Below are 23,522 nucleotides of genomic sequence, written 5' to 3' on the forward strand. Positions count from 1 at the left end.
ATCGGGGCGGAGGGGATCGGATGCCGGTCGAGCGGCGCAACGTCGAGCCCGGCACCGACGTGCTCATCCGCAAGGTCGACAGCCATCTCGCCGCCGTCCGCGTCGGCCTGCACGGGCCCGAGCTTGAGCTCGCCGAGCGGCTGGCCCGCTGCCTACGCGAGCTGGTCGTCACCACCGCCCAGGCGAGCGCCGCCGACCGCGGCCAGGTCCGCGCCGCGGTCCACTACTTCGTGCTGCGCCGCGAGAGCCGTGGCCGGCTGCTGTCGGTGCGTTCGCTGGCCGCCGCCGAGCGGGTGGTGGACCGGGTCGCCCGCCAGCTCGGCCGCGCCGACCTGTTGGCCGAGCCGCCGCGCCACGACCTGGTCGCCAGTCGGGAGTCGATCCGCCCCGGGAACGCCGTCTCCCGCTGAACCGTCGCCCCGGAGCCCGGCTGACGCTTCGCCAAAGCCTCGCCGTGGGTCGTTCGCCCGTCCCCGCCCGCTCGGCGCTCCCTGATGCCGCCCGCCGACCGGCCGGGCAAGACCGGCGTTGAGGGTGATTTCCGGAAAAGGTGCCCGAAGGGGAGCGAACTGGCGTCTGATCGCTCGTAGGCGCCGACCGCGGGCGGCGTCCGCCACTGCCACCACGACCGGGAGTGCGGGTGCTCGTACTGCTCATCCTCCACCTCGTGGCGGCACTCCTCGCGCCGTTCCTCGTCCGCTGGTGGGGCCCGCGCGCCTGCTATCCGCTGGCCCTGGCGCCGGCCGCCGCGTTCGGCTGGGCGCTGGCCCGCACCCCCGCGGTCCGCGACGGGTCAGCGGTGGTCGAGACCTACCCGTGGATCGGGCAGTTGGGGCTCGACATCGCGCTGCGGCTGACCACCCTCTCCTGGCTGCTGACCCTGCTGGTCGGCGGCGTCGGCGCGCTGGTGCTGGTCTACTGCGCCCGGTACTTCACCCCGGGCTCGCTCGGCCTGGCCCGCTTCGCCGGCGTCCTCGTCGGATTCGCCGGGGCGATGCTCTGCCTCGTCCTCGCCGACGACCTGCTGCTGCTCTACGTCGGCTGGGAGCTGACCACGATCTTCTCGTACCTGCTGATCGGGCACAGCACCGAGCGGCGGTCCAGCAGGTGGGCCGCCGCCCAGGCGCTCACCGTCACCACGCTGGGTGGGCTGGCCATGCTGGTCGGCTTCATCATGATCGGCGAGCACGCGGGCACCTACCGCTGGTCGGAGATCGCCGCCCGGCCGTTGCCCGGCGGCGGTTACCTGGTGGCCGCGGTGCTGCTCGTCCTGGTCGGGGCGCTCTCCAAGTCGGCGGTGCTGCCGTTCAGCTCCTGGCTGCCGGTGGCGATGGCGGCGCCCACGCCGGTCAGCGCCTATCTGCACGCGGCGGCGATGGTGAAGGGCGGCATCTACCTGATCGGTCTGCTCGCGCCGGTGCTCGCCACCGTCGGGCCGTGGCGACCGGTGGTGGTCGTCGCCGGCCTGGCCAGCATGCTCGCCGGTGGCTGGGCCGCGCTGCGGCAGACCGACCTGAAACTGCTGCTGGCGTACGGCACGGTGAGCCAGCTCGGCCTGCTGGTGGTGCTGATCGGCGCGGGCACCCCGGACGCCGCGCTGGCCGCCGTGGCCATGCTCCTCGCGCACGCCCTGTTCAAGGCGGCGCTGTTCCTGGTGGTCGGGGTGATCGACCACGGCGTGGGCACCCGGGACCTGCGCGAACTCTCCGGGCTGCGGCACGGCGCCGGTCCGCTGGTCGCCGTCGCGGTGCTCGCCGCCGCGTCCATGGCCGGGGTGCCCCCGCTGGTCGGCTTCGTCGCCAAGGAGGCGGCCTTCGCCGCGTTCACCGACCAGCCGGTGATCCTCGCCGGGCTGGTGATCGGCACGGTCCTCACCGTCGCCTACAGCGCGCGCTTCCTCTGGGGCGCGTTCGCCGACCGCCCCGACGTGGAACCCACCCGGCTCACCCGGATCGCCCCGCCGCTGTTCGTACCGCCGGCGGTGCTCGCCGTGGCGGGGCTGGTGGCCGGTCCGCTCGCCGGCGGGCTGGACGTGCTGCTCCGCCCGTACGCCGAGCTGTTCGGCGCCCTCGACGCGCACCTGGCGCTCTGGCCCGGGCCGACCCCCGCGCTCGGCCTCTCCGGGCTGGTGCTGGTCGCCGGTGGGCTGCTCTTCGCGCTGCGCGGCCCGCTCGCCCCGGTGCTGGCCCGGCTCCGCTCGCCGGTCGGCGGCAATGCCGGGTACGAGTGGATCATCGGTCGCTTCGACCGGTTGGCCGTGGAGGTCACCGGCGCCACCCAGCGCGGATCCCTTCCGCAGTATCTCGGCATCATCCTGGTCGCGCTGGTGCTGCTGCCCGGCGGGGCGATGCTCGCCGCCCGCCCCTGGCAGGAGCGGATCGCCGCCTGGGACACCCCGCTGCAACCGGTCGTCGCGCTGGTGCTCGCGGTCGCGGCCGTGCTCGCGGTCCGCGCGCGTCGCCGGTTGACCGCGATGCTGCTGGTCGGGGTGACGGGCTACGGCACCGCCATGCTTTTCGTCCTCTACGGCGCGCCCGACCTGGCGTTGACCCAGTTCCTGGTGGAGACGGCGACCATCGCGGTCTTCGTGCTGGGGCTGCGCCGCCTGCCGGAACGGTTCTCGGCCCGGCCGCTGCGCCGGGCCCGGTGGCTCCGCCGGGCGATCGGCGTGGCGGCCGGACTGGTCACCGCCGGTCTGGCCCTGGCCGCGGTGGGCGCCCGCCAGGCGCCGGCCATCTCCACGGCCTTTCCGGAGCTGGCGTTCGACGAGGGGTACGGCCGCAACGTGGTCAACGTGACCCTGGTCGACATCCGGGCCTGGGACACCATGGGGGAGCTGTCGGTGCTGGTGGTGACCGCGACCGGGGTGGCCAGCCTGATCTTCCAGCGCTCCCGGACCGGGCCGCGCCCGCGCCGGCCGGAGCCGGCCCGCCGGGCGGACCGACCCGGCCGGCCGGTCTGGCTGCGCGGTGGCGCCCGGCTGCACGAGCGGCGACGCTCCATCGTGCTGGAGGTGGTCATCCGGCTGATCTTCCACACCGTCGTGCTCTTCTCCCTGTTCCTGCTCTTCTCCGGGCACAACGCGCCGGGCGGGGGCTTCGCCGGTGGGCTGGTGGCGAGTCTCGCGCTGGTCGTGCGCTACCTGGCCGGCGGCCGGTACGAGCTGGCCGAGGCGGCGCCGATCGGGGCCGGCACGGTGCTCGGCGCCGGGCTGGCCGTCTCGATCGGCACCGGCGTGGTCGCCCTGCTCGCCGGCGGGTCGCTGCTGGAGAGCGCGCGGATCGACCTCTACGTCCCGCTGATCGGCGACTTCTACGTGGTCACCTCGCTCTTCTTCGACATCGGCGTCTACCTGGTGGTGGTCGGGTTGATGCTGGACATCCTGCGCAGCCTCGGCGCCGAGGTGGACCAGCACATCGAAGCGGCCGGCACCGGCGCGCGCGGCCTGGCCGTCGAGCCGGGGGAGCAGCGGCCATGACCGCGGGGGGCTCGGGGCCGACGCTGGTGCTGGTGATCGCCGTCGGGGTGCTGGTCGCCAGCGGGGTCACCCTGCTGCTGGAGCGGAGCCTGACCCGGATCCTGCTCGGCGTCATCCTGCTGGGCAACGGGGTCAACCTGCTCATCCTGCTGGGCGGCCGGTCGGGCAGCGCCCCGGTGGTCGGCACCGGCCCGGTGGACCGGATGAGCGACCCGTTGGCCCAGGCCATGGTGCTGACCTCGATCGTCATCACCTTCGGGTTGACCGCGTTCCTGCTCGCGGTCAGCTACCGCAGCTGGTATCTGACCGGCGACGACGAGGTGCCGGACGACCTCGAGGACCTGCAGATCATCCGCCGGGCCGAGCGGGACGAGGTGGCCACCACGGACCTCGGCGGAGAGGGCCCGGACGCCGATCCGGAACAGGTCGACCCCGAGCCGGCGCGACGCCGGCTGCGGCGCGGGGAGGGCGTCGAATGACCGGGAACCCGCGCCCCGGCCCGAACCGGGTGGCCCGGTGAACCGGCTGGTGCCGCTGCCGGTGGTGGTGCCGCTGCTCGGCGCGGCGCTCACCCTGTTGCTGGCCAACCGGCCCCGGCTGCAGCGGAGCGTCAGCGTGGTCGGGCTGACCACCACGCTGGCGGTCGCCGTGGCGTTGCTGGTGCAGGCGTACCGGCACGGGCCGGTGGTGCTGGCGATCGGGGGTTGGCCGGCGCCGGTCGGCATCGTGCTGGTCGCCGACCAGCTCGCCGCGCTGATGGTGGTGGTCTCCTCGGCGGTCACCCTCTGCGTGCTGCTCTACTCGATCGGCCAGGGACAGGGGGAGACCGGCGAGACCGCCCCGGTGACCATCTACCACCCGACCTATCTGGTGCTGACCGCCGGCGTGACCAACGCCTTCCTCGCCGGTGACCTGTTCAACCTCTTCGTCGGCTTCGAGATCCTGCTGGCCGCGAGCTTCGTGCTGATCACCCTGGGCGGCACCGAGACCCGGATCCGGACCGGGTCGACGTACGTGGTGGTGAGCATCCTGTCATCGATGGTCTTCCTGGCCGCGGTGGGGCTCGTCTACGCGGCCACCGGCACGCTCAACATGGCTCAGCTCGCCCAGCGCCTGGACGCGCTGCCGGACGGCGTACGGCTGGCGTTGCAGTTGATGCTGCTGCTCGCCTTCGGGGTGAAGGCCGCCGTCTTCCCCCTCTCGGCCTGGCTGCCGGACAGCTACCCGACCGCGCCGGCCCCGGTCACCGCGGTCTTCGCCGGCCTGCTCACCAAGGTCGGCGTCTACGCGATCATCCGGACCGAGACACTGCTCTTCCCGGGCGGGCAGGTCGACGAGCTGCTGATGGTGGTGGCCGGACTCACCATGCTGGTCGGCATCCTCGGCGCGGTGGCGCAGTCGGACATGAAGCGACTCTTCTCGTTCACCCTGGTCAGCCACATCGGCTACATGATCTTCGGGGTGGCGTTGAGCACGGTGGCCGGGCTCTCCGGCGCGATCTTCTACGTGGTGCACCACATCACCATCCAGACCACCCTCTTCCTGGTGGCCGGCCTGGTCGAGGAGCGGGCCGGCAGCACCGACCTGCGCCGGCTCGGCGGGCTGGCCCGGGTGACACCGCTGGTCGCCGTGCTCTTCTTCGTACCGGCGATGAACCTCGCCGGGGTGCCGCCGTTCTCCGGCTTCCTCGGCAAGCTGGGGCTGCTCCAGGCCGGCGTGGCGGCCGGTGGACCGCTGCCCTGGGCGCTGGTCGCGGCCGGCGCGGTGACCAGCCTGCTCACCCTCTACGTGGCCTCCCGGGTGTGGAACATCGCGTTCTGGCGGGCGCCGCGGCTGGCCGACGCCGGCGCCGCCCGGCTGCCCGGGCTGATGATCGGGGCCACCGTCGGCCTGGTCGCGTTCGGGCTGGCGTTGACCGTGATCGCCGGTCCGCTCTTCGACGTCACCGCCGACGCCGCCACCGACCTGCGGGACCGGACCCCGTACCTGCGGGCCGTCCTGCCCGGTGGTCCGCCGTGACCCGGCCGGAGCGCAGCCGGGTGGGGCGCTGGCGGGACCAGGCGCTGGCGCTCGGCTGGCTGGTGCTGATCTGGAACCTGCTCTGGGGCGACTTCACCTGGGGCAACCTGGCGGGCGGGCTGCTGGTCGGCGGCGCGGTGCTGGTCTTCTTCCCGCTGCCGCCGGTCACGTTCGGCGGCCGGCTGCGCCCCCGGGCGCTGCTGGTGTTCGCCGCACGCTTCGTCACGGAGCTGGTGGCGGCGAGCGCGCACGTCGCCCGGATCGCGGTGCAGCCCGGCTGCCGGCCGCGCGGGGCGATCATCGCGGTCCGGCTGCGGGTGCGCACCGACCTGAACCTGGCGCTCACCGCCGAGGCGATCTCGCTGGTCCCGGGCACGCTCATCCTCGAGGTGGACCGGGACACCGGAACGCTCTACATGCACGTGCTCGACGTCCGCGGGCCGGCGGACCTGGTCGAGAACCGGGCCCGGGTGCTGGAGGTCGAGCGGCGGATCGTCCGGGCGCTCGGCTCGGCCGCCGAGGTACGCCGGGTGGAGGCCGACCCTGCCGACAAGGAGAACCATCCGTGATCACGTTCCTCGCCGTCGTCCTCACCGTCCTGTTCTCGGTGACCGCGCTGCTCGCGCTGGTCCGGCTCTACCGGGGGCCCTCGCTGCTGGACCGGGTGGTCGCCGCCGACATGCTGCTCGCCACCATGGTCGGCGCGGTGGGCGCCGAGGCGGCGGTCAACCGGCACGCCACCACGCTGCCGGTGCTGGTGGTGCTCTCCCTGCTGGGGTTCGTCGGTTCGGTGTCGCTGGTCCGGTTCGCCGTACGGGAGGAAATCTGATGCTCGCCACCATCGCCGACTGGCTCGGCGCCGTCTTCCTGGTCGCCGGCGGGCTGCTCGCGCTCGCCGCCGGGATCGGGGTGCTGCGCTTCCCGGACGTGCTGGACCGGATGCACGCCGCCACCAAGCCACAGGTGCTCGGGGTGCTGCTCCTGCTGGCCGGGGTCGCGCTGCGGCTGCGTACCGTCGCCGACCTCGGCATGGTGCTGCTGGTCGCGGTCTTCCAGCTGGCCACCGCCCCGGTGGCCGCCCAGATGATCGGTCGGGCCGCGTACCGCTCCGGCCGGGTGAACCGGGAGCTGCTCGACGTCGACGAGTTGGCCGACCGATGACCGCGCTCCGACGGGGTGAACCGGACAACCGGCGCCTTCGGCCCACCCTCAGCGGACGTACAGCGGACGCCGATAAAATGGCGGCATGATCGACTCTTCTGCCCAGGAGGGCAGCAGTAGCCAGCCGGGTCGTGCCCGGCATCCGATGGCCCCCACGTCGTCGCGGGGAGCCCTGAGCGTCCCGTGTTGATCGTCCTAGGCCTAGTCCTGATCATCGTTCTCACCGCCGCCACCGGCTACTTCGTGGCCCAGGAGTTCGGCTACGTGGCCGTCGACCGGGGCAAACTCCGGCAACTCGCCGACGACGGTGACCAACCCGCCGCCCGCGCGCTCGAAGTGACCGGTCGGCTCTCCTTCATGCTCTCCGGTGCGCAGCTCGGCATCACCGTCACCGCCCTGCTGGTCGGTTACGCCGCCGAGCCGTACCTCGGCGCCGGCCTCGCCGACCTGCTCGGGGTGGCCGGGATCGCCGAGTCGCTCAGCCTGCCGCTCTCGGTGGTGCTGGCCCTGGTCATCGCGACCGTGGTGCAGATGGTCCTCGGTGAGCTGGCCCCGAAGAACCTCGCCATCGCGCGCGCCGTCCCGGTGGCCCGGGCGCTGTCCCGCTCGACCCTGATGTACCTGAAGGTGGCCGGTCCGGTGGTCCGGCTCTTCGACCGGTCCGCGGTGCGGCTGCTACGCCGGATCGGCATCGAGCCGATCGAGGAGCTGCCCAGCGGCGCCACCCCGGAGGACCTGGAGCAGATCATCGCCGAGTCCCGCCAGGAGGGGCACCTGGACGCGGAGATGTCCACCCTGCTCGACCGGGGGCTGGACTTCCGCGAGCTGACCGCCGGCGAGGCCATGGTGCCCCGGGTCGACGTGCACACGGTGCGCGCCCACGAGCCGGTCAGCCGGGTGGTCGAGCTGCTGGACACCGGCCACTCCCGTTTTCCGGTGCGCGGCGCGGAAGGCGTCGACGACCTGGTCGGCGTGGTCGGCATCGCCGACGTGCTCGGCGTGCCCCCGCAGCAGCGCGCCACCACACCGGTGAGCGCGGTGGCCGTACCGCCGCTGCTGGTGCCCGAGACGCTGCCGCTGCCGACCGTGCTCGACCGGCTCCGCTCGGGTCACCGGCAGCTGGCGTGCGTGGTCGACGAGTACGGCGGCTTCGCCGGGGTGATCACCCTGGAGGACATCGCCGAGGAGCTGGTCGGCCCGATCCGCGACGAGGACGACCCGCCCGAGCGGGCCCCGGCCCGACAGGACGACGGTTCCTGGGTGGTGCCGGCCCGCTGGCGGATCGACGAGGTCGCCGACAGCACCGGCATCACGCTGCCCGAGGCTCCGGAGTACGACACCCTCTCCGGCCTGGTCATGCGGGAGCTGGGCCGGGTGCCCGAGGTCGGCGACCGGCTGGAGATCAGCCTGCTGGCCGACGGTGAGGACGGCGAGGTCGACAGGCGTGCCCTGGTCGAGGTGCTCGCCGTCGACCGGCACGTGGCCGACTCCGTCCGGCTCCGGGTCACCGAACCCGGCTCCCCCCGCCGCGAGGTGTCCGCGTGAGCGCGAGGAGTGAGCTTGCGAGCCCCGCAGTCGCGAACGAAAGGCTGCTCCGCGTGAGCGCGAGGAGTGAGCTTGCGAGCCCCGCAGTCGCGAACGAAAGGCGGGCCCGATGAGCCCCGGGATCGCGCTGCTCACCTCGGTGGTGCTGCTGGCGCTGAACGGCTTCTTCGTGGCCGCCGAGTTCGCCCTGGTGGCGAGCAAGCGCTACCGACTGGAGCAGGCCGCGGCGGGCGGCGGGCGCGCGGCCCGGGCCGCGCTGGACGGCGTACGCGAGCTGTCGCTGATGCTCGCCGGCGCGCAGCTGGGCATCACCCTGTGCACGCTGGGCCTCGGTGCGCTCGCCGAGCCGGCCATCGAGCACCTGCTCAGCCCGGCATTGCACGCGGTGGGGCTGCCCGACGCGGCGAGCCACGCGGTGGCGCTGGTGTTCGCGCTGGGCCTGGTCACCTTCCTGCACCTGGTGGTCGGGGAGATGGCGCCGAAGTCGTGGGCGATCACCGACGCGGAGCGCTCGGCCACGCTGCTGGCCCTGCCGTTCCGCGCCTTCGCCCGGGTCGCCCGGCCGGTGCTCTCCGCGCTCAACGCGGTGGCCAACGCGATCCTGCGGCTGGTCCGGGTGAACCCGCAGGACCAACTGGCCCAGGTGCACGGCCCGGACGAGCTGCGCATCCTGCTGGAGCAGTCCCGCGAACACGGGTTGCTCGGCGCCGAGCAGCACCAGCTGCTGACCAGCATGCTGGAGTTGCAGGGCACCACGGTGGCCCAGGTGATGGAGCCGTTCGCCACGATGGTGACGGTCCGCCGGGACGAATCCGCCGAGCGGATCGAGGAGGTCAGCCGGGAGAGTGGCCGGTCCCGGCTGGCGGTGCTGGACGCCGGCGGCGACGTCTGCGGGCTGGTGCACGTCCGGGAGGCGGTGCGGGCGGTCACGACCGGCCAGTCGGCGACCGCCGGTGAGCTGATGAGCAGCGCCTTCACCCTGCCGGCCGCGGCGTCGGTGACCGAGGCGGTGGCCGCGATGCGGTCCCGTCAGTCCCAGCTCGCGTTGGTGCGCAACGGCGGTGGGCCGGCCCGGCCGATCGGTTTCGTGGCGCTGGAGGACCTGCTGGAGGAGGTCATCGGCGAGTTCGACGACGAGACCGACACGGTGCCGCGCGGACGCCGGTTGCGATAAATCGGACGCTTCGCCGAACCCGGGGTGACCACCCGCGCGGTCCGCCAGAGTTGAGGGCGGGCGCGCGGCCCGGGACGGAGGGGATCCGGTGCGGTACACGGGAGTGTCGCCGGAGTCGGGCCGCACCGGCCTGTCGGTGCGGACCGCCCTGGCCAACCCGAGCACCCGCCCGGGGCTGCGGCTACCCGGCCGGGTCACGGTCATCGCCGGCGCGCTCGACGTGTCGGTGCGGCATGTCCGGCTCGGCCTGGTCACCACGGCCGAGCCGGACGACCCGTCCGCGCCGCGCCGCCTGGTGCAGTTCCACCAGGCGGAGTTGACCGGCGGGTTCGTGCTGCCCGCCGGCCGGGGCCGGACCATCCCGTTCCAGTTCCCGATGCCGTGGGAGACCCCGGTGAACATCTTCGGCGGGGCGCCGCTGCTCAGCCTGCGAATGGGGCTGCGTACCGAGGTGGCCGTCGAGCCGGAGCTGGACCAGGGCGCGATGGTGCCGGTCTTCGTGCACCCGCTGCCCACTCAGGCGCACGTGCTGGCGGCGCTGGACACCCTCGGCTTCACCCTGCGCCAGGCCGGGCTGGTCGACGCCCGGCTGCCCGGGGTGGCGCACACCCTGCCGCTGCACCAGCGGGTCGGCTTCTGGGTGGCGCCGCTCTACGCCGGCCCGATCACCGAGATGGAGGTCGTCTTCGTGGCCAACTCGGCCGGCCTGGAGGTGATCCTCTGGATGGACCGCCGACTGGCCCTGGCCGGGATAACCCACCAGAGCATCAGCCGGTTCCGCATCTGGCACGCCGACGCCGACCGGCGCGACTGGGTGTCCACGGTGGACGGCTGGCTGCGAATGGCGATCAACCGGCACGCGGCGGCGGCCTCGCACGCCGACTGGTCGGCGCAGATCAAGGAGTCGGCGCACGTCAGCCGGGCACCGGACGAGCCGGTGCCGCCCGGTTACGGCCTCGGTGGCACGGCGGGCGGCGCCGGCATCGGCGGGGGCGGTGGCGGCGGCGACGGCACCTGACCCGCCGGCGGCGGGTCGGCCGGGTGCCTAGATGCTGGCGGTGGCGAGTTTGATGCTGAAGCCGAGGAAGAGGGCGGCCACGCCGGTGGTCGCGCCGACCGCGAGCCGGCGGCGCTGGCGGAACTGCGCGGCCAGGAAGGTGCCCGCGAAGATCAGCATGGTCAGGTAGAGCGCGCTGGTCACCTGCGCGATCAGCCCGAGCAGCACGAACGACAGCGCCGGCCAGGCGTAGCCCGGGTCGACGAACTGGATGAAGAACGAGATGAAGAAGAGGATCGCCTTCGGGTTGAGCAGGCTGATCACCAGCGCCTTGCGGAACGGGCTGCGCATCGCCGCCGGCTCCGCCGCGTCGATCAGCCGCGGCGTACTCGGGTCGTTGCGGTCGCGCCAGCGCCGCCAGGCGCCGCGCAGCATGGTCAACCCCACGTAGCCGAGGTACGCCGCGCCGGCGTACTTGACCACGAGGAAGAGCGGTGGGTACGCCTGCAGCAGCGAGGCCACCCCGGCGGCGGAGAGGACCATCAGCACCCCGTCGCCGAGGAAGACTCCGCCGGCGGCCCGGTAGCCGGCCCCCACTCCCCGCTTGGCGGCGGTGGAGAGCACGAAGAGGGAGTTGGGCCCGGGCAACAGGATGATCGCCACGGTGCCCAGCACGTACGTTCCGAGGTCGGTGATGCCCAGCACGCCCGCCATCATCACGCCACCGGTGTCGTCCGGCGAAGCCTTTCCCGCAGCGCGAGCTGTGCGTTGGGCCACTCGTCGACGGTCATCGCGTACTGCACGGTGTCCCGCCACGACCCGTCGGCGCGTTGCCGGTGCATCCGCAGCACGCCCTCGCGGGTCGCGCCGAGCCGTTCGATGGCCCGCTGCGAGCGCTCGTTGCGGATGTCGGTGTGCCAGACGACCCGCAGCGCGCCCAGTTCGTCGAAGGCCCGGGTGAGCAGCAACAACTTCGCCTCGGTGTTGATCCCGGTGCGCCACCAGGGCCGGCCCAGGAAGGTGTAGCCGATGGCGACCGCCCGCCGCTGCGGATCCACCTCGTAGTAGGAGGTGGTGCCGACCACGGCGCCGGTCACCGCGCAGCGCTGCACCCAGGGCACCCGCTCGCCCCGGTGCTGCGCGGCCAGCGCGGTGGCGACCACCTCGGCGGTCGCGGCCGCGTCGGCGGGCAGGGCGGTGCCGAGATGCCGCCAGACCTCCTCCTCGGCGGTGGCGGCGTGCAGCTCGTCGGCGTGCGCGAGGTCGAGCGGCTCCAGGACGACGTGTTCACCGCGCATCGTCGCCGGCTCGTGCCACGGCGACCGGGCCGCCCGCAGATAGGCGGGGACCGGCGCGGTCACGCCGGCGTCGGGCTCCGGTGGGCCGCTGGTCAGCCGCAACGGCACCACGCCGGCCCAGTGCGGCAGGCCGAGGTCGGCCGGGTCTTCACCGACCCCACCGGTGCGGGTCCGGAGCGAGACCTCGTGCAGCGGCAGCGCCAGCAGGGCGGTCTCGGCCAGCTCCCGGCGGTTCGGCGGCCGGCTCTCCGCGGCGCGTCCGGCGCCGACCTTCTCCACCAGGGCGGTCATCGCGTCGGCCTTCTCCCGCTCGTCGGTGACCAGGTGGGCGGTGCCGTGCGCGATCACCGACCGGTAGTTGGCGCTGTGGTGGAACTGCGAACGGGCGTAGACCAGCCCGTCGAGCAGGGTGACGGCCACGGAGACCGACAGCCCGTCGCCCCGGGCGGCGAGCAGCGGCCGACTGCCGGTCGAGCCGTGCAGATAGAGGGTGTCGCCGATCCGGACGTGCAGGGTGGGCAGCACCCGTGGCTCGCCGTCGACGGTGAACGCGAGCGCGCAGTGGTACGCCTCGTCCAGCACCTCGTGGGCGGCGGCCCGGTCGTAGCTCATCCGGTCCCGGGAGCGGCTCGCCGTCGTTCGCGGCGTCCGGGGATAGGTGCTCCGGTCGACTGGGTGCATCGCGTCCGCCTTTGTTCTAGTACAATCCCTTATTTGTGTCAGCACGCTATCAGGTCACCGGGACCACGGCAGTCGAGATTTCGGCCAGCATCGAGTCCGGCATCCGCACCACCGCCCTGCCGCCGGGGTCGGCGCTGCCGCCCGTCCGGGCGCTCGCGACCGAGCTGGCGGTCAGCCCGGCCACGGTCGCCCGCGCCTACCAGGAGCTGCGCCAACGCGGGCTGGTCGCCACCGCCGGCCGGCACGGCACCCGGGTCCGGTCCCGGCCGCCGGTCGCCGCCCCCCGCGCGGCGCTGGCCCCGCCGCGCGCCCCCGGCCTGCGCGATCTCGCCGCCGGTGAACCGGATCCGGGCCTGCTGCCCCCGCTCGGCCCACACCTGGCCGCCCTCGCCGCCGACGCCGGCCCGCCGGTCAGCTACTCCGGTGCCGGCGTGCTGCCCGAGCTGGCCGAGGCGGCCCGGGCGCGGCTCGCCGCCGACGGCGTACCCGCCGGGGAGTTGACCCTCGCCGGCGGCGCGCTCGACGGCATCGAGCGGCTGCTCGGCGCGCACCTGCGCCCCGGTGACGCGGTGGCGGTGGAGGACCCGGGCTGGGCCAACCTGCTCGACCTGGTCGCCGCGCTCGGGCTGCGACCGATCGGCGTACCGGTCGACGACGAGGGGCCGGTGGTGGCCGGGGTGGCGGAGGCGCTCGCCGCCGGGGCGCGGGCGCTGATCGTCACCAGCCGGGCGCAGAACCCGACCGGAGCCGCCGTCTCGGCGGCCCGCGCGGCGGCGCTGCGCGAACTCCTCGCCGACCGGCCGGACCTGCTGCTGATCGAGGACGACCACGCCGCCGAGCTGGCCCGGGTGCCGCTGCACCCGCTGGCCGGGGCGACCCCGAGCTGGGCCTTCCTCCGCTCGGCGAGCAAACCCTTCGGCCCCGACCTGCGGCTGGCGGTGCTGGTCGGCGACGAGACCACGGTCGCCCGGGTGGCCGGCCGGACCCGGGTCGGTGCCGGCTGGGTCTCCACCGTGCTGCAACGGCTCCTGCTCGCGCTCTGGCGTGACCCGGCCGTCGCCGAGCTGGTCGAGCGGGCGGCCGACAGCTACGACCGGCGCCGCGACGCGCTGCTCGTCGCGCTGGCCGAGCGCGGGCTCTCCGCGCAGGGCCGCAGCGGCATCAACGTCTGGTTGCCCGTCCCGGACGAGACCAGCGCGGTGACCGCGCTGCGCGACGGCGGCTGGTCGGTGGCGCCCGGCGCGCTCTACCGGATCGCCGGGCCGCCCGGCCTGCGGATCACGGTCAGTTCGCTGGCCGACGCCGACATCGGGCCGCTCGCCGACGCGGTGGCCCGCGCCGTCCGGCCGCCGCGGCCGACCGGGTTCACCGCCTGAGCCGCGCCCACCGGGCCGGCCCGACCGGTTGCCCGGGCTGGCGCGACCGGTTGCCCGGGGCGGTCCGGGCGTGGCGGCCGTGCGGGCGGGTAAGCGCGGCGCCGGAGGTGAGCCAGCATGGCGTCGACCGGTACGAAGAGGGGCATCTGGATCGCGATCGCGGTGGCCGTGATCGTGATCATCATCGTGGTGATCGCGCTGATGTCCGGCGGTGGCGGCGGTGGCGGCGGCGGGTACTGAGGTGCGACGGCGGCAGCCGTGCGGCGCGGGCGGGCAGCGCTTCCGGCGTGGCGGCGTACCCGGCGATGCCGCCCGAAGAGGTATATAAAGTCGGCATGGCCGAGCAGACCGAGACCGCCCCCGGCGCCCAGCGGTTCATCCCGCCCGGTGCGGACACCCTCGACGAGTTGCGGGCCGCGGCCGGCGGCTGTCGGGGCTGCGAGCTCTACCGGGACGCGTCGCAGACCGTCTTCGGCCGGGGTGACGAGAGCGCCCGGGTGGTCTTCGTCGGCGAGCAGCCCGGCGACATGGAGGACCAGAAGGGACTGCCCTTCGTCGGACCCGCCGGCCGGCTGCTGCGTCGGGCGGTCGACGACGCCGGCCTGGAACCGGGGCACATCTACCTGACCAACGCCGTGAAGCACTTCCGCTTCGAGCTGCGCGGAAAGCGGCGCATCCACCAGACCCCGGACCGGGTGCACATCACCGCCTGCCGGCCCTGGCTGGTCGCGGAGTTCGCCCGGCTGCGCCCCGAGATCGTCGTGGTGCTCGGGGCCACCGCCGCCAAGGCGCTGCTCGGGCCGAACTTCCGGGTCACCCGGCAGCGCGGCGAACTGCTGCCCTGGCCGGCGTCGGCCCAGCACCCGGAGGACTTCCAGCGGGTGCCGGTGGACAGCGCCGGAAAGGTGGCCGACACCCCGCCGGCCCAGTTGCTCGCCACCATCCACCCGTCGGCGGTGCTGCGCGCCGACGACCAGGACAAGGCGTACGAGGGACTGGTCGCCGACCTCACCGTCGCCGCCGGCGCGCTCACCTGACGGCCGGCGGCGGTCAGCCGCCCGCCGTGATCTTGCCGAACACGTCGTAGGCGGCACCCACGCCACCGCCGGCCCCGTCGCCCGGGTCGGATCGGCCGACAGCGAAACCGACTGCCGCCGGCCGGCCCGGGTGCGCAAGGATGGGGACGCTCGGCACCCCTTACCGGCGAGGAGTTCGCATGGCCACCGACCTCACCGCGCCGGCTCCGGTCCGCCCGGACGTCGCGCCGATCCAGCGGCGTACCCTCCGGCTGCTCTTCGCCACCCAGATCATCGGCGGCGTCGGGGTCACCATCGGCATCGCGGTGGGCGCGCTGCTCGCCGCGCGGATCGCCGGCACGGCGGCGGCCGGCCTCGCGCAGAGCTGCGGCGTGGTCGGTGGGGCTCTGCTCGCCGTCCCGGTCACCCGGATCATGACCGGGCACGGCCGGCGCCCCGGCCTGGTGGTCGCCTACCTCGTCGGCGCGGCCGGCGGCGTGCTGGTGGTGCTGGCCGCGGCCACCGGCTGGGTGCCGCTGCTCTTCCTCGGCATGCTGCTCTTCGGCGGCGGCAGCGCGGCCAACCTGCAGGCCCGCTACACCGCGGTCGACCTCGCCGAACCGGCGCGTCGGGGGCGGCAGCTCTCCCTGATCGTCTGGGCCACCACCATCGGCGCGGTGGCCGCGCCGAACTTCGCCGCGCTCGCCGACCACACCACCGGCGGTTGGGGACTGCCGCCGCTGGCCGGCCCGTTCGCGTTCAGCGCGGCCGCGTTCGTGCTCGCCGCCGGCGTACTGCTGGTGCTGCTGCGGCCCGACCCGCTGCTCACCGCGCGCCGGCTGGCGGCGGCCGACGCCCCGGCCGGCTCGGTCGCCGCACCGGCCGCGACCGCCCGCGGCGCCGGCATGCGGGCGGCCTGGTCGGCGGTACGCGGCCGGCCGGCCGCCCGGCTGGGCATCGCCGCGGTCGCGGTGGGCCACCTGGTGATGGTGGCGGTGATGTCGATGACCCCGGTACGGCTCGGCGAGTCGCACTCCGACGCCGACGTGCTGCGGGTGGTCGGCATCGTGCTGAGCCTGCACATCGCCGGGATGTACGCGCTCGCCCCGCTGGTCGGCTGGTTGACCGACCGGCTGGGGCGGCGGCCGGTGATCCTCGGCGGCGTCGGGCTGCTGCTGGCCGCGTGCGCGGTCGCCGGCACCGCCGGGCACCACACGCCCCGGCTCTCCGTCGGCCTGCTCCTGCTCGGTCTGGGCTGGTCGGGGACCATGGTGGCCGGTTCCACGCTGCTCTCGGAGTCGGTGCCGACCGGCATCCGGCCGAGTGTGCAGGGGCTCTCCGACCTGACCATGGGGTTGGCCGGCGCGGGAGCCGCCGCGCTCAGCGGGTTTGTCATGCGGATGGCCGGTTATCCGGTCCTCGCCCTGCTCGCGGCGGTCGCGGCCGTGCCCCTGGTGGCGCTAGCGTTGCGGCCGGTGCCGACCGGGGCACCGGACGAGGAGGGCTGATCACGTGCGGCTGACCGACTTCTGGGCGCGGCTGGAGGAGGCGTTCGGCCCCGGCTACGCGGCCAGCATCGCCCGCGACCAGGTGCTCGCCCAGCTCGACGGACGGACGATCGAGCAGGCGCTGGCGTCGGGGGAGCAGGCGCACCTGGTGTGGCGGGCGGTCTGCGCCGCGTACCCCGACCGGGTGCCCGCGCGGCTACGCTGAGCAGCGATTTCCGCCGCTCCGCGTGTCGCTTGCCGAGTCGTACACCTGTTCGGCTATTGTCCACAGCGGGGTGCTCGTCCACAGCTCGCGGCCCGTCGGCTGGTTTTCTGTCGGACCCAGCGCCTAGCGTGTCCGCGTGACGCGAAGCTCAGCAAAGACGCCGGCGAAGGCAGGGGTGGCAACCATGGCAGCAGGGCCTGACCGGGAGAAGGCACTAGACCTTGCTCTCGCTCAGATCGACAAGCAGTTCGGCAAGGGCTCGGTGATGCGGCTGGGGGAGCGGCCGGTCATCCAGACCGCGGTGATCCCGACCGGTTCCATCGCGCTCGATGTCGCGCTCGGCGTGGGCGGTCTGCCGCGCGGCCGGGTGGTCGAGGTCTACGGCCCCGAGTCCAGCGGTAAGACGACGGTGGCGCTGCACGCGGTGGCCAACGCCCAGCGGGCCGGCGGCATCGCGGCCTTCATCGACGCCGAGCACGCGCTCGACCCGGAGTACGCGAAGGCCCTCGGCGTCGACACCGACGCGATGCTCGTCTCGCAGCCGGACACCGGCGAGCAGGCGCTCGAGATCGCCGACATGCTGATCCGCTCCGGCGCGCTCGACATCATCGTCATCGACTCGGTGGCGGCCCTGGTGCCGCGCGCCGAGATCGAGGGCGAGATGGGCGACAGCCACGTGGGCCTCCAGGCCCGGCTGATGAGCCAGGCGCTGCGGAAGATCACCGGTGTGCTCAGCAACACCGGCACCACGGCGATCTTCATCAACCAGCTCCGCGAGAAGATCGGCGTGATGTTCGGCAGCCCGGAGACCACCACCGGTGGTCGGGCGCTGAAGTTCTACGCCTCGGTCCGGCTCGACGTGCGGCGCATCGAGAGCCTCAAGGACGGCACCGACGTGGTCGGTAACCGCACCCGGGTCAAGGTCGTGAAGAACAAGGTCGCGGCGCCGTTCAAGCAGGCCGAGTTCGACATCATGTACGGCAAGGGCATCTCGCGCGAGGGCTCGCTGATCGACGTCGGCGTGGAGCAGGCGATCATCCGCAAGTCCGGCGCCTGGTACACCTACGACGGCGACCAGCTCGGCCAGGGCAAGGAGAAGGCCCGGGAGTTCCTCAAGGAGAACCCGGACGTGGCCGCCGAGATCGAGAAGAAGATCCTGGAGAAGCTCGGCGTCGGGATCGGCGCCGGCGACGCGGCCGGCGGGCCGGAGCTGCCGCCGGTCGACTTCTGATCTGACCCGTGGCAGGACGACGAGCCCGGACGGGGCGGGGCTGGGATGCCAGCCCGCCCCGCTCGGGCGACGCCAACACCCCACCTCCTCCCCGCCGAGGCCGGCGATCCCGCCCCGCGGGCGATGACGCCGGTCTCGACGCGGCCGACGGCGGCGGCTCGCCGACTCCGCCGCGCGACGAGGCGGAGCTGGCCCGGGAGATCTGCCTGCGGCAACTCGCCGTGCGCCCGCGCACCCGGGCCGAGCTGGCCGGTGCGCTGGCGAAACGGGGCATCTCAGACGAGGTCTCGGCCCAGGTGCTCGACCGCTACGACGAGGTCGGCATCATCGACGACGCCGCGTTCGCCCGGGCCTGGATCTCCAGCCGCCACAACGGGCGGGGCCTGGCCCGGCGGGCGCTGGCCAACGAGCTGCGCCAGCGCGGTGTCGACGGCGAGGTCGCCAGCGAGGCCCTCGGTGAGCTGAGTGAGGAGACCGAGGCGGAGACCGCTCGCGCCCTGGTCGAGCGGAAGCTGCGTACCGCCCGGGGTGAGCCCGACGCGGTCTTCCGCCGGCTGGTGGGCATGCTGGCCCGCAAGGGCTACCCGCCCGGCGTGGCGATCCGGGCGGTGAAGGACGCGCTCGCGGCGCAGAGCGCCGAGGCCGCCGAGTTCGCCGAGCAGATCGACGCCGACGCGCTCGCCGATGCCGAGGGGGAGCTCGACCGCGACAGCCGGCCGGCCGGTTGACCGGCGGCCAGCTCGGCTCGCGGCGTACGTGGCAAGACGGTCGACGCCGCCGGCGTTCGTCCGATGCGCCGAGGCGGTGCGAGCCGTGCTGAAGGCGTGCCTCAACGGCGGGCGGGGTCGTGACGAGCACCCCGCCGTGCCGCTCACCCCCGCCGAGTTGGCCGCCGACGCGGCCCGCTGTGCCGCGCTCGGCGTGCTGGCCGTGCACGTCCATCCGCGGGACGCCACCGGCGCCGAGTCGCTGCGCCCCGACGTGATCGCCGATGCGCTGACCGCGATCCGCGCTGCCCGGCCCGGCCTGCCGATCGGGGTGAGCACCGGCGCCTGGATCGAGCCGGACCCGGGCGCCCGGGTGGCCGCCATCCGGGCCTGGCGAGGGCTGCCCGACTTCGCCTCGGTCAACGCCCACGAGGAGGGCGCCGAAGCGGTTGCCGCTGTGCTGCACGAGCGGGGCGTCATGGTGGAGGCGGGACTCTGGACGGTCGACGCGGTTGCCGCCTACCGGCGTTGGCGGGTGCCGGCGGGCCGGATCCTCGTCGAGTGCATGGCCGAGCAGCCCGCGGTGGCGCTGGCCGACGCGGCCCGGATCCTCGCCGCGCTGCGGGCCGCCGGCGGAGACGCCCGGCGTACCGGTGGCGACGACACCCCGCCGGTGCTGCTGCACGCCGAGGGGGCGGCCACCTGGCCGTTGCTCGCCGAGGCGATCCGCCGGGGCCTGCACACCCGAATCGGCCTGGAGGACACGCTCCAGCTGCCGGGCGGCGAGCCCGTCGCGGACAACGCGGCGTTGGTAACCGCCGCGCTCGCGGCCGGCGCGCACTGACGGGCCCGGCCCGTCGGCGCCGGCGTCGGACGATCCACTTCGTCTCGACGACCCGGCGGGATCCGCGGCACCGGATGCGGCGATGTCACCGATCGCTGTCGACCGGGTGCCCGGCACCGGCGGTTTCCCGCCTCCTGCCGAGCGTCCTGGGCCCTTGAACAGGCGCGGGACCGGCATGACGTCGCTCGACTCGCCGCGTTTGTCCGATGGTGTCCGAGGCGATATCAGCGGTGAGTGACATCACAACTTCTCTCCGTTCGGGGGGTTTGATCATGAGTTCTTGACCAGACCACCCCTCGCGACCTAGCCTCGCCATACAGGCTCACATTGCCCGACCAGCGCAGGCTAAGCGCACAACATAGATCTCGTAACAGAACAGCATCACTTTGGCCGACTCATCGGCCTTTGGCGACAGCTCCGGGCAGGCCGGCCCGGAGCCCGCGACAACTGCACCCGGCCGCCGACGATGCCCGAGGGCACCGCCGGCGGAGAAAGCTACCCACCCACGGCCAGCCGCTCCGGTCGGGCGTCCAGAGTCGCAGGAGCGTGCCGTCGGCACGGTGACTGCGGCGCCGACGTTCAGGGGAGGCGGCCATGGCGGGGCGGCACAGGTTAAGCAGCGGTCCGCGCGGAGTGCCGGCATGAGCGAGCGTCAGCGAGCGAATCATCGACTCAGGGCGGCCGTGCCTCATGGCGGCACGCAGCGCAGCGGAGTGCCGGCATGAGCGGCTTCGACATCGTGCTCCTCGCCGCCGTACTGATCCTGGCCGTGGTGGTCATCGGCGCGGTGCTGTTCGGCGTCCGGACTCTTCGCCAGATCGGCGTGGCTCCGGTGCCGGAGGACCCGGCCTTCATCGCCGAGAAGGACCGGCAGGAGCAGTCCCTGGCCGCTCTGCGCAGCGCGGCCGACCAGGCGAACAGCACCATCGACGTGGCGAAGTCCGCGGCGGCGGCCGCCCGGGCCGAGGCCGCGGCCGCGAACGCGGAGGCGAAGTCGGCACGGGCCGAGGCCCGGCGGATGCTCGACGACGCGCGTGCCGAGGCCGACACCGTGCTCGAGCGGGCCCACAAGCAGGCGGAGGCCGACGCGGAGCAGCTGCGCACGGCCGCCCGACGCAGCGGTGAACGCGAGGTCGCGGTACTCGCCGCGACGACCCGGGAGCAGGCGGCCGAGGTGGAGCGGCGGGCCGCCCGGATGGACGAGCGGGAGCGGCTGCACACCGAGGAGGTGGAGCGGCTCGCCGAGCGGGAGCGGCAGCTCACCGCGGCCAGCGCGGCGCTGGCCGCCCGGGAGACCGCGCTCAACCAGCGGGAGGCCGAGCTGGCCGAGGCGGAGGAGTTGCGCCGCCGGGAGCTGGAGCGGGTGGCCGGGCTCACCGCCGACTCGGCTCGGGCGGAGCTGATCGAGGCGATCGAGACCCAGGCGAAGCGGGAGGCCGCGCTGCTGGTCCGGGACATCGAGGCGGACGCCCGCGGCACCGCCGAGCAGCGCGCCCGGCACATCGTGGTCGACGCGATCCAGCGGGTGGCCAGCGAGCAGACCGCGGAGAGCGTGGTCAGCGTCCTGCACCTGCCGGGGGACGAGATGAAGGGGCGGATCATCGGTCGCGAGGGGCGCAACATCCGCGCCTTCGAGTCGGTGACCGGGGTCAACCTGATCATCGACGACACCCCCGAGGCGGTGCTGCTCTCCTGCTTCGACCCGGTCCGCCGGGAGGTCGGCCGGCTCACCCTGGAGAAGCTGGTCCTGGACGGGCGGATCCATCCGCACCGGATCGAGGAGGTCTACGACCTGGCCCGGCAGGAGGTCGAGCAGCTCTGCCGGCGGGCCGCCGAGGACGCGCTGGTCGAGGTCGGCATCACCGAGATCCACCCCGAGCTGGTCACCCTGCTCGGCCGGCTGCGCTACCGCACGTCGTACGGGCAGAACGTGCTCAAGCACCTGGTCGAGACGGCGCACATCGCCGGCATCATGGCGGCCGAGCTGCGGCTGGACGTGCCGACCATCAAGCGGTCGGCGTTCCTGCACGACATCGGCAAGGCGCTCACCCACGAGGTGGAGGGCAGCCACGCCATCATCGGCGCCGACCTGGCCCGCAAGTACGGCGAGAGCGAGGACGTGGTGCACGCCATCGAGGCGCACCACAACGAGGTGCCGCCGCAGACGATCGAGGCGGTGCTGACCCAGGCCTCCGACGCCTGTTCCGGCGGTCGGCCGGGCGCTCGGCGGGAGAGCCTGGAGGCGTACGTCAAGCGGCTGGAGCGGATCGAGGAGATCGCGGCCAGCAAGCTCGGCGTGGAGAAGGTCTTCGCCATGCAGGCGGGCCGGGAGATCCGGGTGATGGTCAAGCCGGACGACGTCGACGACATCGGCGCGGCCGTGCTGGCCCGGGACGTGGCCAAGCAGATCGAGGAGGAGCTGACCTACCCCGGTCAGATCCGGGTCACCGTGGTCCGCGAGTCCCGGGTCACCGAGATCGCCCGCTGACCCGAACCCTGAGCCGAGTCCCCCGGCCGGGCAACCGGCCGGGGGACGGTAACCCGAAGGGCCGCCCCGAATGTCGGGGCGGCCCTTGGTCGTTCTTGCGGGTTGGCTCAGACGCCGCCGCCCATGCCGCCGCCCTCGGCCTGCGACATCAGCGCTGCCGGCGGCGGGTTCTGCCCCGCGGTCCCGGCGGTCTTGCGGCCCCGGGAGAGCCGGCGCTGGACGTACTGGGCCAGCTTCGACAGCGAGTAGTTGACCGCGATGAAGAGCACCGCGATCACCACGTAGACCTGGATCGGGTTGCCCAGCACGCCGATGATCTGCTTGCCGATGTTCAGGGTTTCCTCGTAGCTGATGATGAAGCCGAGCGAGGTGTCCTTGAGCACCACCACCAACTGGCTGATCAGCGCCGGCAGCATGATCCGGAACGCCTGCGGGAGCAGGATCATCCGGGTGGTCTGCAGCGGGGAGAGACCGATCGCCGCGGCGGCCTCGCCCTGCCCGCCGGGCAGGCCCTCCATGCCGGAGCGGAGGATCTCGGCGATCACCACCGAGTTGTAGATGGTGAGGCCGATGACCAGGTACCAGAGCGTCTCGAAGGTGACGCCGAACTCCGGGAAGCCCCGGGCCACGAAGAAGATGGTGATGACCACGGGAAGGCCGCGGAACACCTCGACGCAGACCCGGGTGACCCCCGACAGCACCACGCTCAGCCCGCGCAGCAGGTACGACACGGGGGTGGCGAAGCCGGTGAACCGGCGCCGGGCCAGGCTCTTGAGCTGGATCCGCAGGACCGCCAGCAGGGTGCCGATCACCAGTGAGGAGATGATCGCCAGCACCGCCGCGATCAGGGTGTTCTTGAGGCCGAGCCCGATCCGGTCCCAGACCAGCGAGAAGTTCTCGTTGGCGGGGTCGATCAGCGGCCCCCAGAGCTCCATCGAGAACTGGCCCTTGTCGCTGAGCGGCCGGTAGATCAGGAAGTACGCGCCGACCAGCAGCAGCACGGTGGCGACGAGGCTGCTGACGAGGGTGATCCGGCGCTGCCGGGGCCCGGGTACGTCGTAGAGGACGGTCTGCTGGCTCATCGGGCCACCGCCTGCCGCTTCTCGATCCGGTCGAGGAGGGCGCCGAGGGGAACCGTCATGATCAGGTATCCGATCGAGATGCCGATGGCGACGGGGATGAAGGCGTAACCCTCGGCCCCGGTGAGCTGGTCGGCGGTGGCCGACAGGTCACCGACCACGCCGAAGAAGCCGATCAGCGCCGAGTTCTTGATCATCGCGATGATCACCGAACCGAGCGGCACGATCGAGGCCTTCCAGGACTGGGGCAGCACCACGTACCGCAGGTTCTGGCCGAAGGTCAGCCCCAGCGACCGGGCGGCCTCGGCCTGCCCGGCCGGCACCGCGTTGACGCCCGAGCGCAGCGCCTCGCAGACGAACGCCGCGGTGTAGAGCACCAGGGCGATCAGCGCGAAGCGGAAGTAGGGCAGGTCGGTGTCGAGCCGGCTGAAGACCGCTTCGAGGCCGGGAACGCGGAGGAAGTCCGCGTTCGAGCCGAGCGCCGGCAGGCCGAACGCGGCGAAGAACATCACCACGGTCAGCGGCATGTTCCGGAAGATGTTCACGTAGCCGGTGCCGACCGCCCGCAGCGGCGGGACCGGCGAGATCCGGAGCACCGCCACGATGGCGCCCAGGATCAGGGCACCGATCGCGGCGAGCACGCAGATCTGGAGGGTGAGCCAGAAACCACCCGCGAAGACGTCGAACTTGTCGATGAGAACACTCACGGGTCGGT

23 protein-coding genes are annotated in these 23,522 nt (G+C 73.6%); 19 read left to right on the forward strand and 4 right to left on the reverse strand.

Annotated elements, in window-relative coordinates:
* The first annotated feature begins 20 nt into the window (after positions 1 to 20).
* The 10 genes from ACIP9D_RS12500 to ACIP9D_RS12545 all read left to right on the forward strand — a co-directional run bounded on the left by ACIP9D_RS12500 (position 21) and on the right by ACIP9D_RS12545 (position 10,395).
* The gene (locus tag ACIP9D_RS12500) at positions 21 to 410 is read left to right on the forward strand and encodes a hypothetical protein (protein WP_350869861.1); all 390 of its coding nucleotides are present in this window, start codon (positions 21 to 23) and stop codon (positions 408 to 410) included.
* Positions 411 to 640: 230 nt separating this feature from the next.
* Positions 641 to 3,478: a Na+/H+ antiporter subunit A gene (locus ACIP9D_RS12505; protein WP_350869863.1), complete on the forward strand. Its 2,838-nt coding sequence runs from the start codon at positions 641 to 643 to the stop codon at positions 3,476 to 3,478.
* Positions 3,475 to 3,957 (forward strand): Na(+)/H(+) antiporter subunit C, encoded by a 483-nt coding sequence (locus ACIP9D_RS12510; RefSeq protein ID WP_350869865.1) that lies wholly within the window; start codon positions 3,475 to 3,477, stop codon positions 3,955 to 3,957. The genes ACIP9D_RS12505 and ACIP9D_RS12510 overlap by 4 nt, the downstream gene beginning before the upstream one ends.
* Positions 3,958 to 3,994: 37 nt before the next feature.
* Complete coding sequence (locus ACIP9D_RS12515) at positions 3,995 to 5,497, forward strand: Na+/H+ antiporter subunit D (RefSeq protein WP_350869867.1); 1,503 nt, start codon at positions 3,995 to 3,997, stop codon at positions 5,495 to 5,497.
* Positions 5,494 to 6,066, forward strand: coding sequence for a Na+/H+ antiporter subunit E (locus ACIP9D_RS12520; RefSeq protein WP_350869869.1), 573 nt, complete (start codon positions 5,494 to 5,496; stop codon positions 6,064 to 6,066). Before ACIP9D_RS12515 ends, ACIP9D_RS12520 begins: the two co-directional genes overlap by 4 nt.
* Entirely contained in the window at positions 6,063 to 6,326 is a 264-nt protein-coding gene (locus ACIP9D_RS12525) for a monovalent cation/H+ antiporter complex subunit F (RefSeq protein ID WP_350869870.1), read from the forward strand. The genes ACIP9D_RS12520 and ACIP9D_RS12525 overlap by 4 nt, the downstream gene beginning before the upstream one ends.
* The gene (gene mnhG, locus ACIP9D_RS12530; RefSeq protein WP_350869872.1) at positions 6,326 to 6,658 is read left to right on the forward strand and encodes a monovalent cation/H(+) antiporter subunit G; all 333 of its coding nucleotides are present in this window, start codon (positions 6,326 to 6,328) and stop codon (positions 6,656 to 6,658) included. Before ACIP9D_RS12525 ends, mnhG begins: the two co-directional genes overlap by 1 nt.
* A 183-nt stretch (positions 6,659 to 6,841) precedes the next feature.
* The gene (locus tag ACIP9D_RS12535) at positions 6,842 to 8,203 is read left to right on the forward strand and encodes a hemolysin family protein (RefSeq protein ID WP_350869874.1); all 1,362 of its coding nucleotides are present in this window, start codon (positions 6,842 to 6,844) and stop codon (positions 8,201 to 8,203) included.
* A 109-nt stretch (positions 8,204 to 8,312) separates the two neighbouring features.
* On the forward strand, positions 8,313 to 9,377 hold the full coding sequence (locus ACIP9D_RS12540; protein WP_350869876.1) for a hemolysin family protein: 1,065 nt from the start codon (positions 8,313 to 8,315) through the stop codon (positions 9,375 to 9,377).
* 88 nt (positions 9,378 to 9,465) lie between these two features.
* A complete protein-coding gene (locus ACIP9D_RS12545; RefSeq protein WP_350869878.1) occupies positions 9,466 to 10,395 on the forward strand; it encodes a sporulation protein in 930 nt (309 codons plus the stop codon).
* Positions 10,396 to 10,422: 27 nt separating this feature from the next.
* On the opposite strand, the gene leuE is transcribed toward ACIP9D_RS12545, so the two are convergent.
* A complete protein-coding gene (gene leuE, locus ACIP9D_RS12550) occupies positions 10,423 to 11,091 on the reverse strand; it encodes a leucine efflux protein LeuE (protein WP_350869879.1) in 669 nt (222 codons plus the stop codon).
* Positions 11,091 to 12,353 (reverse strand): bifunctional pyridoxamine 5'-phosphate oxidase family protein/GNAT family N-acetyltransferase, encoded by a 1,263-nt coding sequence (locus ACIP9D_RS12555; RefSeq protein ID WP_350869881.1) that lies wholly within the window; start codon positions 12,351 to 12,353, stop codon positions 11,091 to 11,093. Before ACIP9D_RS12555 ends, leuE begins: the two co-directional genes overlap by 1 nt.
* Positions 12,354 to 12,388: 35 nt before the next feature.
* Here ACIP9D_RS12555 and ACIP9D_RS12560 point away from each other — a divergent pair, with 35 nt between their 5' ends.
* The 9 genes from ACIP9D_RS12560 (at position 12,389) to rny (ending at position 21,728) form a co-directional block, all read left to right on the forward strand.
* Entirely contained in the window at positions 12,389 to 13,729 is a 1,341-nt protein-coding gene (locus ACIP9D_RS12560; protein ID WP_350869883.1) for an aminotransferase class I/II-fold pyridoxal phosphate-dependent enzyme, read from the forward strand.
* 117 nt (positions 13,730 to 13,846) lie between these two features.
* A complete protein-coding gene (locus ACIP9D_RS12565) occupies positions 13,847 to 13,969 on the forward strand; it encodes a hypothetical protein (RefSeq protein WP_350869885.1) in 123 nt (40 codons plus the stop codon).
* Between the two features lie 95 nt (positions 13,970 to 14,064).
* Positions 14,065 to 14,766: a UdgX family uracil-DNA binding protein gene (locus ACIP9D_RS12570; protein ID WP_350869984.1), complete on the forward strand. Its 702-nt coding sequence runs from the start codon at positions 14,065 to 14,067 to the stop codon at positions 14,764 to 14,766.
* Positions 14,767 to 14,906: 140 nt separating this feature from the next.
* Entirely contained in the window at positions 14,907 to 16,253 is a 1,347-nt protein-coding gene (locus ACIP9D_RS12575; RefSeq protein ID WP_400449821.1) for an MFS transporter, read from the forward strand.
* A 4-nt stretch (positions 16,254 to 16,257) separates the two neighbouring features.
* Positions 16,258 to 16,458, forward strand: a complete 201-nt coding sequence (locus ACIP9D_RS12580; RefSeq protein ID WP_350869890.1) for a DUF3046 domain-containing protein — start codon at positions 16,258 to 16,260, stop codon at positions 16,456 to 16,458.
* Between the two features lie 184 nt (positions 16,459 to 16,642).
* Positions 16,643 to 17,689 (forward strand): recombinase RecA, encoded by a 1,047-nt coding sequence (recA, locus tag ACIP9D_RS12585; protein WP_121677980.1) that lies wholly within the window; start codon positions 16,643 to 16,645, stop codon positions 17,687 to 17,689.
* An 8-nt stretch (positions 17,690 to 17,697) separates the two neighbouring features.
* Positions 17,698 to 18,417, forward strand: a complete 720-nt coding sequence (locus ACIP9D_RS12590; protein WP_350869893.1) for a regulatory protein RecX — start codon at positions 17,698 to 17,700, stop codon at positions 18,415 to 18,417.
* Positions 18,418 to 18,502: 85 nt separating this feature from the next.
* The gene (locus ACIP9D_RS12595) at positions 18,503 to 19,240 is read left to right on the forward strand and encodes a 3-keto-5-aminohexanoate cleavage protein (RefSeq protein WP_350869895.1); all 738 of its coding nucleotides are present in this window, start codon (positions 18,503 to 18,505) and stop codon (positions 19,238 to 19,240) included.
* Positions 19,241 to 19,961: 721 nt separating this feature from the next.
* Positions 19,962 to 21,728, forward strand: a complete 1,767-nt coding sequence (gene rny / locus ACIP9D_RS12600; protein WP_350869897.1) for a ribonuclease Y — start codon at positions 19,962 to 19,964, stop codon at positions 21,726 to 21,728.
* Between the two features lie 107 nt (positions 21,729 to 21,835).
* Here the strand turns inward: rny and ACIP9D_RS12605 are convergent, their stop codons facing one another.
* Both ACIP9D_RS12605 and ACIP9D_RS12610 read right to left on the reverse strand, forming a co-directional pair.
* A complete protein-coding gene (locus ACIP9D_RS12605) occupies positions 21,836 to 22,810 on the reverse strand; it encodes an amino acid ABC transporter permease (RefSeq protein WP_350869899.1) in 975 nt (324 codons plus the stop codon).
* Positions 22,807 to 23,514 (reverse strand): amino acid ABC transporter permease, encoded by a 708-nt coding sequence (locus ACIP9D_RS12610; RefSeq protein WP_350869900.1) that lies wholly within the window; start codon positions 23,512 to 23,514, stop codon positions 22,807 to 22,809. Before ACIP9D_RS12610 ends, ACIP9D_RS12605 begins: the two co-directional genes overlap by 4 nt.
* Positions 23,515 to 23,522 lie beyond the last annotated feature (8 nt).

It is taken from the genome of Micromonospora sp. NPDC093243 (genome assembly GCF_044753725.1).
Classification (GTDB): Bacteria; Actinomycetota; Actinomycetes; order Mycobacteriales; family Micromonosporaceae; genus Micromonospora.